The following is a 14,642-nucleotide window of genomic DNA, read 5'->3' as shown; positions in this document are numbered from 1 at the left end:
TCCTCCCTCTTCCGCCCCTCAAACTAACCTCCAGGTCATGACTGCTGATGTGTGGCTCCCCTTCCCGCCCGACAAGATCGACGGGCTGCCCGGCGGCCTCCGTTACCGCTTCTGGAACGGCGGCCCCGACTACCCGGCCGATCCCGCGGACTGCGCCTACTACGTGGTCCCCTACATGCAGGGCATGGACGTCGCCCTGCGCCCGCTCGGCGCGATGACGAATCTGCGCGTCGTGCAGACACTCTCGGCCGGTGTCGACCACGTACGTCCGGGACTTGACGGGCTCCACGCGGGCGTCCGGCTCTGCAACGCACGCGGCGTGCACGAGGCGTCGACCGCCGAACTCGCCCTCACCCTGATCCTGGCGTCGCTGCGCGGCATACCCGACTTCGTGCGCGGTCAGCAGCGTGAGGAGTGGCAGTCCGGTTTCCGCCCGGCGCTCGCCGACAAGACCGTACTGATCGTCGGCTACGGGTCGATCGGCGCTGCCATCGAGGACCGGCTCGTTCCCTTCGAGTGTGCGCGGGTGGCGCGCGTCGCGCGCTCCTCTCGCACTACGGAGCGCGGTCGAGTGCACGCATTCACCGATCTGCCCGAACTGCTCCCCGAAGCGGACGTCGTCGTCCTCTCCACACCGCTCACCGAGCAGACCAGGGGACTGGCCGGCGCGGAGTTCCTGGCGGCGATGAAGGACGGTGCGTTGCTGGTGAACGTGGCGCGGGGCCCGGTCGTCGACACCAAGGCGCTCCTCGCCGAGCTGGAGTCGGAGCGGCTGCACGCGGCCCTCGACGTCACCGACCCCGAACCGCTGCCCGCCGGGCACCCGCTGTGGCATGCGCCCGGCTGCCTCATCAGCCCCCACGCGGGCGGCCCCACCTCGGCGTTCATGCCGCGCGCCAAGCGGCTGCTGGCCTCGCAGCTGACCCGGTTCGCTGCGGACGAGCCACTCGACAATGTCGTCCTGACGACCGAATAGGCACGTTCTGCAGGCATTTGAATGCGCTGTGTGTCCACAACTCTCCTGCTCGTAACGGAGCGTAGAGATGCTATGTCCCTGAGTGACCGTACTGGTGTATCGTCCGGTTGGGGGCTCCGCCGTGCAAGGTCACGGTGCGGGGGAGCGTACAGAAACCGAGGGGGCGACGGGCGATGCACGGCCAATGGACGAACCAGCTGACGCGGCGGGGCCATCGACGGCGTTTCCGGCGGCCCCCCGTGTGCAGATCCGGTGCCCGCGGGGCGATGCCGCGGCCGGCGGCTCCGGGGGAGGAGCGGTGAGTGTGTCGGGAGCGCTGCTCGCCCGGCGGCCGGTCTCCGGCGGTCCGGGGGGCCTGCTCTCCCAGCTCCTTCTCGCCGTCGTGTGCGGGGGATACGCGGTCGGCTCGGCCTTCGACTGGGGCTCCGAGCAACTGGCTCTCGTGATGGGTGACTTCGGCCTCAGCTTCGCCGCGGCCCTGGCCGCGGTCTCCTGCTTCTTCTACGCGCGTACCAGGGAGATCAGGTTTCGGCCCGCCTGGCTGCTCTTCTCGGTCTCCTCCGCGATGGCCTCCTGCGGAAACGCGGTATGGGGCTGGTACGAGGTCGTGCTGCGGGTCCCGGTGCCCAGCCCCTCCCTCGCCGATCTCTTCTTCCTCTGCTTCGCCCCGCCCGCCATCGTGGGGCTCCTGGTGCTCGCCAAGCGACCCGTCACCAGGGCCGGCTGGGTCTGCCTGGCGCTGGACGCCTGGCTCATCGGCGGCTCGCTGCTGACGCTCTCCTGGAGCCTCGCCCTCGCACACACCGCACGGCTGGAAGGCAGGCACGAGAGCGTGGCCCACGCGGCCCTCTCGCTCGCCTATCCGCTCCTCGACATCGTGCTGGTGTCCATGGTGCTCGCCCTGCACTTCCGCAGGTCCAACGCCAACCGTTCGGCGATCAACACCGCCATCGCCGGGCTCGCCCTGACCGTCCTGTCCGACGCCCTGTTCACCTCGCCCCTGCTGCGTGCGAGCTACCACTCGGGCCAGCTGCTGGACGCGGGGTGGTTCGCGGGCTCGCTGCTCCTGGCGTACGCGCCCTGGGCCGCACGGCTGGGGGCCACCGGATTCACCGGCGCCGACCCGGTGCCCGCGCCGCGCGGGATCCGTCACGTCGGCCGGCCCAGCCGCCCGATCGCGGGCTCGCTCGCCGCGCTCACGCCGTATCTCGCCGCCGCCGTCTGCACCCTCGGCATCCTCGACAACGTGATCGACGGCCGCAGAGTGGACCGGGTGGTCGTCTTCACGGGCTGTACGGTCGTGCTCGCCCTGGTCGTACGGCAGGGCATCATGCTCGTCGACAACATCGCGCTCACCCATGAACTGGCCCAGAAGGAGAACCACTTCCGGTCCCTGGTGCAAGGGTCGAGCGACGTCATCATGATCGCCGCACCCACCGGCATCCTGCGCTACGTCAGCCCCGCGGCCGCCGGTGTCTACGGACGGGACGCCGAAGAGCTCATCGGTTCGGAGCTCGCCTCCCTCATCCACTCCGAGGATCTGGGGCGCGTCGTCCACGAGGTACGGCGGTTCCTGGCCGCCTCACCCGCCACCGAACCCACCACCCGGATCGAGTGCCGCTTCAGATCAGGCACCGGCGACTGGCTCAATGTCGAGTCCACGGTCAACCGCCACCAGGGCGGCCTGATCTTCAACAGCAGGGACGTGACCGAACGGGTCAGGCTCCAGGCCCAGTTGCAGCACAACGCCGAGCACGACCCGCTCACCGATCTGCCCAACCGCGCTCTCTTCACCGACCGGGTCCGCAAGGCCCTGGTCGGGCGCAGGGCGACGGACCACGGCACCGCGGTGCTCTTCATCGACCTGGACGGCTTCAAGGCGGTGAACGACACCATCGGCCACCAGGCCGGGGACGAGCTGCTGATCCAGGCGGCCCGCCGCCTCCAGGAATCGGTCCGGGCCGCGGACACGGCGGCCAGGCTCGGTGGCGACGAGTTCGCGGCCCTGATCATAGGGAACGGCGGCCAGGACCAGCCCGCCCGTGAGTGCCAGGTCCACGAGATCGCCGACCGGCTGCGGCTGCGGCTCTCCGAGCCGTACCGGATCGAGGGCAGCGAGGTGCGGGTCGCGGCCTCCATCGGGGTCGCCTTCGCCGAGTCGGCCATCACCCCGACCGATCTGATGCGCAACGCCGACCTCGCCATGTACCGGGCCAAGGCCGGCGGCAAGAACCGGGTCGAGCTGTACGCGCCTCAGATGCAGGCCGAGGTCGTCCGCCGGTCCGAGCTGACCGCCCGGCTCCGTACCGCGCTGCACGACGGGGAGTTCGCCCTGCTGCACCAGCCGGTGGTGAACCTCACGACCGGCCGGATCGCCGCGGTCGCCGCCCAGGCCCGCTGGCGCTCCACACAGGGCATCCTTTTCACCCCGGCCGAGTTCCTCCAGGTCCAGGAGAGCGGGGACATGGCCGAGGGCGCCCGGACCGGCGAGCTCGGCCGCTGGCTGCTCGAAGAAGCCGTCGAGCAGGCAGCCGACCGTGGGGGCGCCGGACACCAGGTGCCGGTGGCCGTGCGCCTCTCCGCCCGCAGGCTGCTGGACAGGTCCATGCCGCTGGGCTCCATCGAGGCGCTCCTCGCCCGGCACGGGCTGCCCTCGGGCGCCCTGGTCATCGAGATCGCCGACAGCGACCCGCGGATCGCCTTCGAGGAGCTGGAGCGTCGGCTGATGGTCCTGCGCAGGCACGGCGTGCGGATCGCCCTGGACGGATTCGGCCGGGGCTATGCCGCGATAAACGCCCTGCGGCGGCTGCCCGTCGACGTACTCAAACTGGACCGCGGACTCGTCGAGGGCGTCGTGGAATCGGCGCGGCTGCATAAAATCACCAGTGGGCTGCTGCGTATCGCCTGCGATCTGGGTATGCAGTCGGTCGCGGACGGGGTCGACTTACCCGAACAGGTGAGCGCGCTGCGCGCGATGGGGTGTACGCACGGACAGGGCATGGCGTTCTCCGGGCCGCTCGACGAGTACCGGCTGCGCCGCTCGCTGAGCCGTTCACGCTTCCCGCTGCCGGGGAGCGCGGCCAGGCCCGTACTGCTCGGTACGCGCTCCTTCGCCGGTTCAAATAATGAGACGTCAGTCCCACCCACTTGACAGTCACCGGGGGCCGGGAGGAAGGTCAGTGCCATGACCACCCGAATTCTCGTACTTGGAAAGCGCGTCGGCTGAAGCAGAGCTCCTCACCAGCTCCGCTCAACGCCCCGACGCGCTCCCCTCGCTTGCCTCACGGCACGGGGGGTTTTTTGTTGCACCAGCACCACCCGAAAACCGCGAAAATCCCCGCAAAAACCCTCAGCTTCGAGAAGAGAATGCCGATGACCGAGCAGGCCACCGGGGCCCACCACCCGCAGCCGCGGGCCCGTAACGGCGGACCGTCGTCCACCACCGTCGAGCACGTCACGGGCGCGCAGTCCCTCATCCGTTCTCTTGAGGAAGTCGGGGCCGATACGGTATTCGGCATTCCTGGCGGTGCGATCCTCCCGGCGTACGACCCGATGATGGACTCGACCCGGGTGCGTCACATTCTGGTCCGGCACGAGCAGGGCGCGGGCCACGCGGCCACCGGTTACGCACAGGCCACCGGGAAGGTCGGGGTGTGCATGGCCACGTCGGGGCCGGGTGCCACCAATCTGGTCACGCCGATCGCCGACGCGCACATGGACTCGGTGCCGCTGGTCGCGATCACCGGTCAGGTGGCCGCCGCCTCCATCGGTACGGACGCCTTCCAGGAGGCGGACATCTGCGGCATCACGATGCCGATCACCAAGCACAACTGGCTGGTCACCGACGCGGCCGACATCCCGCGGGTGATCGCCGAGGCGTTCCACGTGGCCTCGACCGGGCGCCCGGGCCCGGTGCTGGTGGACATCGCCAAGGACGCGCTGCAGGCGCAGACCACCTTCTCCTGGCCGCCGCAGCAGGAACTGCCCGGCTACCGGCCGGTCACCAAGCCGCACGCCAAGCAGATCCGGGAGGCCGCCCGGCTGATCGCCCAGGCCAAGCGCCCGGTGCTGTACGTCGGCGGCGGTGTCATCAAGGCACACGCCACCGCGGAGCTCAAGGTGCTCGCCGAGCTGACCGGGGCACCGGTCACCACCACGCTGATGGCGCTCGGCGCGTTCCCCGACAGCCACCCGCAGCACGTGGGCATGCCCGGGATGCACGGTGCGGTGACCGCGGTGACCGCACTGCAGAAGTCCGACCTGCTGATCGCGCTCGGCACCCGCTTCGACGACCGGGTCACCGGCAAGCTGGACAGCTTCGCCCCGGACGCCAAGGTCATCCACGCGGACGTCGACCCCGCCGAGATCGGCAAGAACCGCCTGGTGGACGTGCCGATCGTCGGGGACGCCCGCGAGGTCATCGCCGATCTGGTCCAGGCCGTCCAGGCCGAGCACACCGAAGGCACCATGGGCCCCGCCGCGCAGAAGCGGTACGCGGACTGGTGGACGGACCTGAACCGCTGGCGCGACACCTATCCGCTGGGCTACGACCTGCCGACGGACGGCAGCCTCTCGCCGCAGCAGGTCATCGAGCGCATCGGCCAGGCCGCCGAAGGGGACGCGATCTTCGCGGCGGGCGTGGGCCAGCACCAGATGTGGGCCTCGCACTTCATCAACTACGAGCACCCGGCGACCTGGCTGAACTCGGGCGGCGCCGGCACGATGGGCTACGCGGTCCCGGCCGCGATGGGCGCCAAGGCCGGTATGCCCGACCGGATGGTCTGGGCGATCGACGGTGACGGCTGCTTCCAGATGACCAATCAGGAACTGACCACCTGCGCGCTCAACAACATCCCGATCAAGGTCGCGATCATCAACAACGGTGCGCTCGGGATGGTCCGCCAGTGGCAGACCCTCTTCTACAACCAGCGCTACTCCAACACGGTGCTGCACTCCGGTCCCGGGGCCGACGGCGTCGCGACGGACGGCAAGGCCAGCGGCGGCACCCGGATCCCGGACTTCGTGAAGCTGTCCGAGGCCATGGGCTGTGTCGCGCTGCGCTGCGAGCGTCCGGAGGACCTGGACAAGGTCATTGCCGAGGCGAACGCGATCAACGACCGCCCGGTCGTGGTCGACTTCATCGTCCACGAGGACGCGATGGTGTGGCCGATGGTGGCCGCCGGTACCTCCAACGACGAGGTCATGGCCGCTCGCGGCGTCCGCCCCGACTTCGGCGACAGCGAAGAGAACTGAGACAGAGAGAGACCGACGACATGTCCACCAAGCACACGCTCTCCGTCCTGGTCGAGAACACGCCGGGCATCCTCGCCCGGATCGCCGCCCTGTTCTCCCGCCGCGGCTTCAATATCGACTCGCTCGCCGTGGGCGTCACCGAACACCCCGACATCTCCCGCATCACCATTGTGGTGAGTGTCGAAGACCTGCCGCTGGAGCAGGTGACGAAGCAGCTCAACAAGCTGGTCAACGTCCTGAAGATCGTCGAACTCGAGCCCGGCGCTGCGATCCAGCGCGAGCTCGTCCTGGTGAAGGTCCGCGCCGACAACGAGACCCGCTCCCAGATCGTCGAGATCGTCCAGCTGTTCCGCGCCAAGACCGTGGACGTCTCACCGGAGGCCGTGACCATCGAGGCCACCGGCGGGACCGACAAGCTGGACGCGATGCTGAAGATGCTGGAGCCGTACGGCATCAAGGAGCTCGTCCAGTCCGGGTCCATCGCCATAGGCCGAGGCGCGCGCTCCATCACCGACCGCAGCCTGCGGGCGCTCGAACGCAGCGCCTGAGCGGTCTTCGGGGGGCCGTCCGAGCCGGTGGGCACCGCGCGTTCCCGCGGATCACGCGGTGCCCGGCCGCTCGTATGGCGAGACCCGTGAACCTTCCCTTCCCCGCCCGCCGTACGGTGGGCCGTAACACCTGCACACCAAGGAGATATCCCAGTGGCCGAGCTTTTCTACGACGACGATGCCGACCTGTCGATCATCCAGGGCCGCAAGGTCGCAGTCATCGGATACGGCAGCCAGGGCCACGCCCACGCGCTGTCGCTGCGTGACTCGGGTGTCGACGTCCGTGTCGGTCTGCACGAGGGCTCCAAGTCCAAGGCCAAGGCCGAGGAGCAGGGCCTGCGCGTGGTGACCCCCGCCGAGGCGTCCGCCGAGGCCGACGTCATCATGATCCTCGTCCCGGACCCGATCCAGGCCCAGGTCTACGAGGAGTCCATCAAGGACAACCTGAAGGACGGCGACGCGCTGTTCTTCGGCCACGGTCTGAACATCCGCTTCGACTTCATCAAGCCGCCGGCCGGTGTCGACGTCTGCATGGTCGCCCCGAAGGGCCCGGGTCACCTGGTCCGCCGTCAGTACGAGGAGGGCCGCGGCGTTCCGTGCATCGTGGCCGTCGAGCAGGACGCCTCGGGCAAGGGCCTGGCGCTGGCGCTCTCGTACGCGAAGGGCATCGGCGGCACCCGCGCCGGCGTCATCAAGACGACGTTCACCGAGGAGACCGAGACCGACCTGTTCGGTGAGCAGGCTGTGCTCTGCGGTGGTACCGCGGCGCTGGTCAAGGCGGGCTTCGAGACGCTGACCGAGGCCGGTTACCAGCCGGAGATCGCGTACTTCGAGTGCCTCCACGAGCTGAAGCTGATCGTGGACCTCATGTACGAGGGCGGTCTGGAGAAGATGCGCTGGTCGATCTCGGAGACCGCCGAGTGGGGCGACTACGTCAGCGGCCCGCGCATCATCACCGACCAGACCAAGGTCGAGATGAAGAAGATCCTCGGTGAGATCCAGGACGGTACGTTCGCCAAGAACTGGATGGACGAGTACCACGGCGGTCTGAAGAAGTACAACGAGTACAAGAAGGCCGACGAGAACCACCTCCTGGAGACCACGGGCAAGGAGCTCCGCAAGCTCATGAGCTGGGTCGACAACGACGAGGCGTAAGCCTTGAGGCAGGGGGCCGTCCGCACGGGCGGCCCCCTGCCCACCGTGGCCAACCCCGTACGGGTGATCCTTCCGTACTGGCGGAATATGTGGGCCGCAACGCCACTACACTGCTCAGAACATACGCGTCAGGCCCACAGCGTCGTGCGTCTTTCACGCGCCCAGCCCCTCCGCCTGCGGCCGTCGGGACGGCCCTCCGCAACGGACTTGTGAGGACTACGTGAGCTCGAAACCTGTCGTACTCATCGCTGAAGAGCTGTCGCCCGCCACGGTGGACGCGCTGGGACCCGACTTCGAGGTCCGGCACTGCAACGGCGCCGACCGCGCGGAGTTGCTGCCCGCCATCGCCGATGTCGACGCGATCCTGGTGCGCTCGGCCACCAAGGTCGACGCCGAGGCCGTCGCCGCGGCCAAGAAGCTGAAGATCGTCGCCCGCGCCGGTGTCGGCCTGGACAACGTCGACGTCTCCGCCGCCACCAAGGCCGGCGTCATGGTCGTGAACGCACCGACCTCCAACATCGTCACCGCCGCCGAGCTCGCCTGCGGTCTGCTGGTCGCCACCGCGCGCAACATCCCGCAGGCCAACAGCGCGCTCAAGAACGGCGAGTGGAAGCGCTCGAAGTACACCGGCGTCGAGCTGAGCGAGAAGACCCTCGGTGTCGTCGGCCTCGGCCGGATCGGCGTCCTGGTCGCGCAGCGCATGTCGGCCTTCGGAATGAAGATCGTCGCCTACGACCCCTACGTACAGCCCGCGCGCGCCGCGCAGATGGGCGTCAAGCTGCTCTCGCTCGACGAGCTGCTCGAGGTCGCCGACTTCATCACGGTGCACCTCCCGAAGACCCCCGAGACGATCGGCCTGATCGGCGACGAGGCGCTGCACAAGGTGCAGCCGCACGTCCGGATCGTCAACGCCGCGCGTGGCGGGATCGTGGACGAGGAGGCGCTCGCCTCGGCCCTCAAGGAGGGGCGCGTCGCCGGTGCCGGTCTTGATGTGTACTCGAAGGAGCCCTGCACGGACTCCCCGCTGTTCCAGTTCGACCAGGTCGTCTGCACCCCGCACCTCGGTGCCTCCACGGACGAGGCCCAGGAGAAGGCGGGTGTCGCGGTCGCCAAGTCCGTCCGCCTGGCCCTCGCCGGTGAGCTCGTCCCCGACGCGGTCAACGTCCAGGGCGGTGTGATCGCCGAGGACGTGCGTCCGGGGCTGCCGCTCGCGGAGAAGCTCGGCCGGATCTTCACCGCGCTGGCGGGCGAGGTCGCGGCCCGGCTCGACGTCGAGGTGTACGGCGAGATCACCCAGCACGACGTCAAGGTGCTCGAACTCTCCGCGCTCAAGGGCGTGTTCGAGGACGTCGTGGACGAGACCGTCAGCTACGTCAACGCTCCGCTCTTCGCGCAGGAGCGCGGCGTCGAGGTCCGTCTGACGACCAGCTCCGAGTCGCCCGACCACCGCAATGTCGTCACCGTCCGCGGAACCCTCGCGGACGGCGAGGAGGTCTCGGTCTCCGGCACGCTGGCCGGTCCGAAGAACCTCCAGAAGATCGTCGCCGTCGGTGAGTACGACGTGGACGTGGCGCTCTCCGACCACATGGTCGTGCTGCGTTACGCGGACCGCCCGGGTGTGGTCGGCGCCGTCGGCAAGATCCTCGGCGAGGCAGGGCTGAACATCGCGGGCATGCAGGTCTCGCGGGCTGCCGTGGGCGGCGAGGCGCTGGTCGTCCTGACCGTCGACGACAATGTGCCGCCGGCCGTGCTGGCCGAGATCTCCGAGGAGATCGGTGCGGCCTCGGCCCGTTCGGTCGACCTGACCGACTGACCGCCGCCTAATCACTCGCTGATCTCCGCACGTCAGCGCCGTACCCGGCTCGTAGACACACGTCTTACACAGGCGTCTGCGAGCCGGGTACGCTGCTGTCATGGGACATCGTGAGGATCTGCTCGAAGGCGCCAAGCGCTGCCTGCTGGAGAAGGGGTACGCGCGGACGACGGCCCGCGACATCGTCGCCGCCTCCGGCACGAATCTGGCCTCCATCGGCTACCACTACGGTTCCAAGGAGGCCCTGCTCAACCTGGCCTTCCTCAAGGTGACCGAGGAGTGGGGCGACACGGTCGGCGAGGAGTCGGGCGTGGATCCCACGGCCTTCACCGATCCGTACGAGCGCTTCGAGGCGGTGTGGGGGAAGGTGATCGACTCCTACGACGTCAGCCGGGCGCTGTGGAAGCTCCAGCTCGAAGTGATCTCGCGCATCGACGACGAGCCGGACCTGCGCAAGGCGATCGCCGGGCCGCAGCAGGAGGGCCGTACCGGGCTGGCGCAGAACTTCCAGGGCATCGACGAGAACGCCGAACCGGAGAAGGCCAGGACGGCCGGTCTCGTCTACCAGGCGCTGCTCGCCGGGGTGATGGTCCAGTGGCTGGTGGATCCGGCCACGGCGCCCTCCGCGCGGGACCTCACGGACGGCCTCAGGGCGATCCTCGGGGACGACCGGACCGAGTGACCGACTGCCTGCTTTGCCTGGCTGACTGACGGGAACAGCCCCGCCTGACGGAAGCAGCCCCGCCCGGCGGAACCGCGCCCGCCCGACGGGGCTGTGCCGTGGTGTCAGCCGGCGGTGGGGGCGCCGGCCACGCGGCGCTCGCCGCCGTTCAGTTCCTGCCAGAAGCGGTAGACGTCGACCGCGCCGTCATGCGTCTCATGGCGCATCGGCAGCCGGCGCTCGGTGTAGTCCTTGGCGAACTCGGCGTAGAAGGTGTCGAGTTCGAAGTACTTGCGGTCGTCGACGTAGTGCGGCTCGTAGGCGTCCCGGGTGGTGAGGAAGACGACCTCGTCGGGGGAGCAGTAGTACAGCGCCCCGAGGCACATCGGGCAGGGGTGGGCCAGGACGTAGATGGTGGTGCCCGAGAGATGCTCGGTGCCCAGCTTCACGCATGCCTCGCGGATGGCGAGGACCTCGGCGTGCGCTGTCGGGTCGTTCGTCTGGGCGACCTTGTTCGGGCTCTCGGCCAGGACCGCGCCGTCCTTGACGATGACGGTGGCGAACGGTCGCCCGCCCTCGGCGACGTTCTGCCGGGCGATGTCGATGGTGCGCTGTGCGAAGTCCATGAGGATCCTCCAGGGTGCGGAACGCGGTTACGGGTTACGGAATGCGGGCCGATGGCCCGTCAGAAGGGCTTGGTGGGCAGGTACTTGCCGTCGAGGGTGATGACGGCCCGCTCGCCGCCCTCGGGGTCGGCGACCTTCCGTACATCGAGCCGGAAGTTGATCGCGCTGATGATGCCGTCGCCGAACTGCTCGTGGACCAGGGCCTTGAGCGTGGTGCCGTAGACCTGGAGCATCTCGTGGAAGCGGTAGATGGTCGGATCGGTCGGGATGCCGCCGGGGATCGAGCCCCGGGTCGGGATGGTCTGCAGGAGCATCACGGCGTCGTCGTCCAGGCCGAGCAGGGCGGCGACAGCCTGCGCGGCCTCGGCCGGCAGGGCGTGCTGGCCGAGAACGGCGGCTGTGGTGAATGCCGTCGACAGTCCGGCGGCATCGGCGATCTGCTGCCAGGACAGGTCCTTGCGGGTCTTGGCCTCGACAGCGGCGACGGCCAGGTCCTGGCGGGCGGTGGGGTCCAGCTGGGCGTGCGGCATGAGCAGGGTTCCTCTCGGGTTGTTCTCCGGTGGGTGGTGATCTCCCGCGTATCCGCGCGGTGTTCCTCGCGTATCGCTTCGGCAGGTGCTGCTTCGGCGGGGATCAGGGGGTGCGGGTCAGGCCGCGAGGGCGGTGCCGCGGCCGGTCATGGGGTCCAGCTCTTCGACGGTGCCCGTGGCGATGTCGTAGACCCAGCCGTGGAGGGTGATCGCGCCCGTGGCGAGGGCGCGGGCCACCGAGGGGTGGCCGGCCAGGTTCGCCAGCTGTACGAGCACGTTCCGGCGTATCAGCGCGTCCACGGTGTACGTACCGGCCGCGGCCGGGGAGACGTCCGCGTGCCGCAGCCAGCCCGCCACCGCGGGGGCGCCGGTCAGGTCGTGGCCATCGGCCACGGCGGTCATCGCGCCGCAGGCGGAGTGCCCGCACACCACGACGGCGGAAACGCCCAGTACGGCGACGGCGTACTCGACGCTCGCCGCGATTGCGTCGGCGCCGGGGGAGTGGGGCGGGACGAAGTTGCCCGCCGTGCGGATCACGAACAGTTCCCCCGGTTCGCTGGCGCAGATCAGCTCCGGCACGACCCGTGCGTCGGAGCAGCCGATGAACAGCGTCGTCGGCCTGTGGTGGCCGGCGAGACGGGCGAAGAGCTCCGCCCTCGGCGGAAAGAGGTGCTGCTTGAAGCGCCGTACTCCCTCGGTGAGGTCGTCCATGGCCCCTCCCTTCGATGGATGCCGAGCCGGTGGGCTGACCGGATCCACTGTGCATGAGCTGGTGCTATAGCGTCCAAGACGTAATATCCATACGTCCTATTGCTGCCATCTATAGTGGTGGGTATGGCCCTGGAACTGCGTCACCTGCGCTATCTGCTCGCCGTGGCCGAGCACGGCAGCTTCACCCGCGCGGCCGAAGACCTGCGGATCTCCCAGCCCACGCTGTCCCAGCAGATCAAGCAGCTGGAGCGCGGGGTCGGGGTGCAGCTGCTGGACCGGACCGGCCGCGCCGTGCGCCTCACCGATGCCGGTGAGGCGTATGTGCACTACGCCCGCCGCGCGCTGCGTGACCTGGCGGCCGGTGAACGGGCCGTCGCCGACGTCCAGGACCTCTCCCGGGGCAGCCTGCGCCTCGCGGTGACCCCGACCTTCACCGCGTACCTGATCGGCCCGCTGATCGCCGAACTGCACACCCGTCATCCCGGTATCGCCCTGGACGTCAGGGAGATGACGCAGGATCAGGTCGAGTCGGCGCTGCTCGCCGACGACCTCGACCTCGGGATCGCCTTCGACGGACCTCATCTGTCCGGTATCGCCGCGACCGCCCTGTTCACCGAGACCCTCAGTCTCGTCGTCGGCGCCGGGCGGCCGGACGCCGGTCTCGGGCGGCCGCTGCCCGTGAGTTCCCTCGCCGAGCGTCATCTCGCCCTGCTCAGCGATGACTTCGCCACCCGCGGCCATATCGACGCCTACTTCGCCCAGCAGCGGGTCAGTCCCCGCATCATGGTGGAGGCCAATTCCATCCAGGCGCTCACCGAGATCGTCCGGCGCACCCCGCTGGCCACCGTCCTGCCCGACGCCATCACGCACGACCACCCGCATCTGCACCCCGTCCCCCTGGACCCGCCCCTTCCGCGGCGCACCGTCGCGCTCCTCCGGCGTGAGAGTGCCTACCGGAGCGCCGCGTCCCGCGCCTTCACGGACGTCGTCCAGCACCTGCTCAGGGCCCGCGGCTACGCGCCCGCCTGACGGAGCCGCGCGAGCGCCTCGGCGGTGGGCGAACGGGTGGACGGGCGGGCAGCGGCGCAGACGGCCGGGCCGCGCCGCCGCTACAGGCGGGCCCCCTTCAGGGCCATGTGCAGCAGCAGCCGGTCCTCGCCCTCGTCCAGGTCCAGTCCGGTCAGCTGCTCGATCCGGGAGAGCCGGTAGTAGAGGGTCTGCCGGTGGATGCCGAGCGCGGAAGCCGTACGGCCCGCCTGGCCGGCGCAGTCGAGGAACACCTCGGCGGTGTGGGCCAGTTCGGTATGGACCGGTGCCAGGAGATTCCGTAGCACCGTGTCGTGCGCGCGCCCCGGGGGCAGCGCGGTGAGCAGGCGGTACGGGCCGATCGACGCCCACTCCGCGACCGGGCCGAACCGTGGCTCGGCGGCCGCGGCGCGGGCCGCCGCTGTGGACTCCTGCCAGGACACCGACAGCTCGCCCAGACCGTGCCGGGCCGGTGCCACACCCGCGGTCGCACCGGCGCCCGCCAGCTCCGTGAGGCGGGACGCGGCACTCAGCGCCGGGTCGAGGGTGCCCGCGCTGCGCACCCTGATCAGGGCGGCCAGGGCATAGGGAGCGCCCTCGGCGGCCGGGGCTCCGCCGCTACCCGGGACGCCCGGGACGCCGGTGCCGGTGCCGGTACCCGCGCCGCCCTGACCCGCGTGCGAGGCCGTCGCCGGCAGGGTGCACAGCGCGGCGGCCGCGGGGACGGGGCGCACCGGGCGGTCCTCGTCGGGCCAGGGCGCCACACACACCATGGCGTGCAGCCCGTCCGCGCCCGGCCCCAGCGCCGTACGCAGCGCGGCCACCGCCATGTCGCGCGGCCAGCCGCTCTCGGAGGTGAGCACCGCCCGGAACTCACGGGACAGCCCGGCGCCCGCCTGCGCCTCGTCGAACAGCAGGTCACCGATGCGGGCGGTCACCTCCATGGCCGCCGCCAGCCGGCTGTCGGTGGGGCCGGGGTCGGAGTCGAGCAGCCAGACATAGCCGTACACCGTGCCCCGATGGCGTACCGGCAGACAGATCCGGCCACGGAAGACCCCGGCCTCCGGCGCCGCGGGGATACGGACCGGGCCGGTGGCACGGGCGATGCCGAAGTCCTCGAACCAGGAGCGGACGGCCGGGGTGGAGCGCCGGGTGAGGATCGAGCGGGTGCGGACCGGGTCCATCTCGCTGTCGTCCTCGCTGTTGTGCGCCCCGAAAGCGATCAGCCCGAAATCCCGGTTCTCCAGGGTCGCGGGGGCGCCGAGCAGCGCCGAGATCTCGTCGGCCAGTTCCTGGTAGTCACCCTTCACCCTGGCATTCTCCCACCCCCTTCAGACATATGT

At 69.9% G+C, this 14,642-nt stretch carries 12 protein-coding genes; 8 read left to right on the top strand and 4 right to left on the bottom strand.

What is annotated here, in order from left to right; genetic code table 11:
* The first annotated feature begins 37 nt into the window (after nucleotides 1-37).
* From OG510_RS10240 to OG510_RS10210, 7 genes are all read left to right on the top strand, one after another.
* Nucleotides 38-976: a 2-hydroxyacid dehydrogenase gene (locus OG510_RS10240; protein WP_406136473.1), complete on the top strand. Its 939-nt coding sequence runs from the start codon at nucleotides 38-40 to the stop codon at nucleotides 974-976.
* Between the two features lie 298 nt (nucleotides 977-1,274).
* Nucleotides 1,275-4,127, top strand: coding sequence for a putative bifunctional diguanylate cyclase/phosphodiesterase (locus tag OG510_RS10235; RefSeq protein ID WP_406136472.1), 2,853 nt, complete (start codon nucleotides 1,275-1,277; stop codon nucleotides 4,125-4,127).
* 215 nt (nucleotides 4,128-4,342) lie between these two features.
* Entirely contained in the window at nucleotides 4,343-6,229 is a 1,887-nt protein-coding gene (locus tag OG510_RS10230) for an acetolactate synthase large subunit (RefSeq protein WP_406136470.1), read from the top strand.
* Nucleotides 6,230-6,249: 20 nt separating this feature from the next.
* Nucleotides 6,250-6,777, top strand: coding sequence for an acetolactate synthase small subunit (ilvN, locus tag OG510_RS10225; RefSeq protein ID WP_164259146.1), 528 nt, complete (start codon nucleotides 6,250-6,252; stop codon nucleotides 6,775-6,777).
* Nucleotides 6,778-6,930: 153 nt separating this feature from the next.
* Nucleotides 6,931-7,932 (top strand): ketol-acid reductoisomerase, encoded by a 1,002-nt coding sequence (ilvC, locus tag OG510_RS10220; protein ID WP_164259138.1) that lies wholly within the window; start codon nucleotides 6,931-6,933, stop codon nucleotides 7,930-7,932.
* Between the two features lie 220 nt (nucleotides 7,933-8,152).
* The gene (serA, locus tag OG510_RS10215) at nucleotides 8,153-9,745 is read left to right on the top strand and encodes a phosphoglycerate dehydrogenase (protein ID WP_406136468.1); all 1,593 of its coding nucleotides are present in this window, start codon (nucleotides 8,153-8,155) and stop codon (nucleotides 9,743-9,745) included.
* 100 nt (nucleotides 9,746-9,845) lie between these two features.
* Nucleotides 9,846-10,427 (top strand): TetR/AcrR family transcriptional regulator, encoded by a 582-nt coding sequence (locus OG510_RS10210; RefSeq protein WP_406136467.1) that lies wholly within the window; start codon nucleotides 9,846-9,848, stop codon nucleotides 10,425-10,427.
* 104 nt (nucleotides 10,428-10,531) lie between these two features.
* On the opposite strand, the gene OG510_RS10205 is transcribed toward OG510_RS10210, so the two are convergent.
* The 3 genes from OG510_RS10205 to OG510_RS10195 all read right to left on the bottom strand — a co-directional run bounded on the left by OG510_RS10205 (nucleotide 10,532) and on the right by OG510_RS10195 (nucleotide 12,273).
* On the bottom strand, nucleotides 10,532-11,032 hold the full coding sequence (locus OG510_RS10205; protein WP_406136466.1) for a nucleoside deaminase: 501 nt from the start codon (nucleotides 11,030-11,032) through the stop codon (nucleotides 10,532-10,534).
* Between the two features lie 59 nt (nucleotides 11,033-11,091).
* Nucleotides 11,092-11,562, bottom strand: a complete 471-nt coding sequence (gene cynS / locus OG510_RS10200) for a cyanase (protein WP_406136465.1) — start codon at nucleotides 11,560-11,562, stop codon at nucleotides 11,092-11,094.
* 117 nt (nucleotides 11,563-11,679) lie between these two features.
* Nucleotides 11,680-12,273 carry a carbonic anhydrase gene (locus OG510_RS10195; RefSeq protein ID WP_406136464.1) on the bottom strand — a complete coding sequence of 198 codons (594 nt, stop codon included), beginning with the start codon at nucleotides 12,271-12,273 and terminating at the stop codon, nucleotides 11,680-11,682.
* A gap of 123 nt (nucleotides 12,274-12,396) precedes the next feature.
* Here OG510_RS10195 and cynR point away from each other — a divergent pair, with 123 nt between their 5' ends.
* Nucleotides 12,397-13,302 carry a transcriptional regulator CynR gene (gene cynR, locus OG510_RS10190; protein WP_406136463.1) on the top strand — a complete coding sequence of 302 codons (906 nt, stop codon included), beginning with the start codon at nucleotides 12,397-12,399 and terminating at the stop codon, nucleotides 13,300-13,302.
* A gap of 80 nt (nucleotides 13,303-13,382) precedes the next feature.
* Here the strand turns inward: cynR and OG510_RS10185 are convergent, their stop codons facing one another.
* The gene (locus OG510_RS10185) at nucleotides 13,383-14,609 is read right to left on the bottom strand and encodes a PucR family transcriptional regulator (RefSeq protein WP_406136462.1); all 1,227 of its coding nucleotides are present in this window, start codon (nucleotides 14,607-14,609) and stop codon (nucleotides 13,383-13,385) included.
* Nucleotides 14,610-14,642: the final 33 nt, after the last annotated feature.

Origin of the sequence: Streptomyces sp. NBC_01089 (genome assembly GCF_045162975.1) — a bacterium.
Classification (GTDB): Bacteria; Actinomycetota; Actinomycetes; order Streptomycetales; family Streptomycetaceae; genus Streptomyces.
Note: the sequence above shows the minus strand (reverse complement) of the source record. Positions and strands in the feature narration are given on the sequence as shown.

What these genes read in the sequence shown, in the direction of transcription:
- OG510_RS10240 (WP_406136473.1), top strand. Translation starts at nt 38, where the DNA reads ATGACTGCTGATGTGTGGCTCCCCTTCCCGCCCGACAAGATCGACGGG.
- OG510_RS10230 (WP_406136470.1), top strand. Translation starts at nt 4,343, where the DNA reads ATGCCGATGACCGAGCAGGCCACCGGGGCCCACCACCCGCAGCCGCGG.
- ilvN (WP_164259146.1), top strand. Translation starts at nt 6,250, where the DNA reads ATGTCCACCAAGCACACGCTCTCCGTCCTGGTCGAGAACACGCCGGGC.
- OG510_RS10210 (WP_406136467.1), top strand. Translation starts at nt 9,846, where the DNA reads ATGGGACATCGTGAGGATCTGCTCGAAGGCGCCAAGCGCTGCCTGCTG.
- OG510_RS10205 (WP_406136466.1), bottom strand. Translation starts at nt 11,032, where the DNA reads ATGGACTTCGCACAGCGCACCATCGACATCGCCCGGCAGAACGTCGCC.
- cynS (WP_406136465.1), bottom strand. Translation starts at nt 11,562, where the DNA reads ATGCCGCACGCCCAGCTGGACCCCACCGCCCGCCAGGACCTGGCCGTC.
- OG510_RS10195 (WP_406136464.1), bottom strand. Translation starts at nt 12,273, where the DNA reads ATGGACGACCTCACCGAGGGAGTACGGCGCTTCAAGCAGCACCTCTTT.
- cynR (WP_406136463.1), top strand. Translation starts at nt 12,397, where the DNA reads ATGGCCCTGGAACTGCGTCACCTGCGCTATCTGCTCGCCGTGGCCGAG.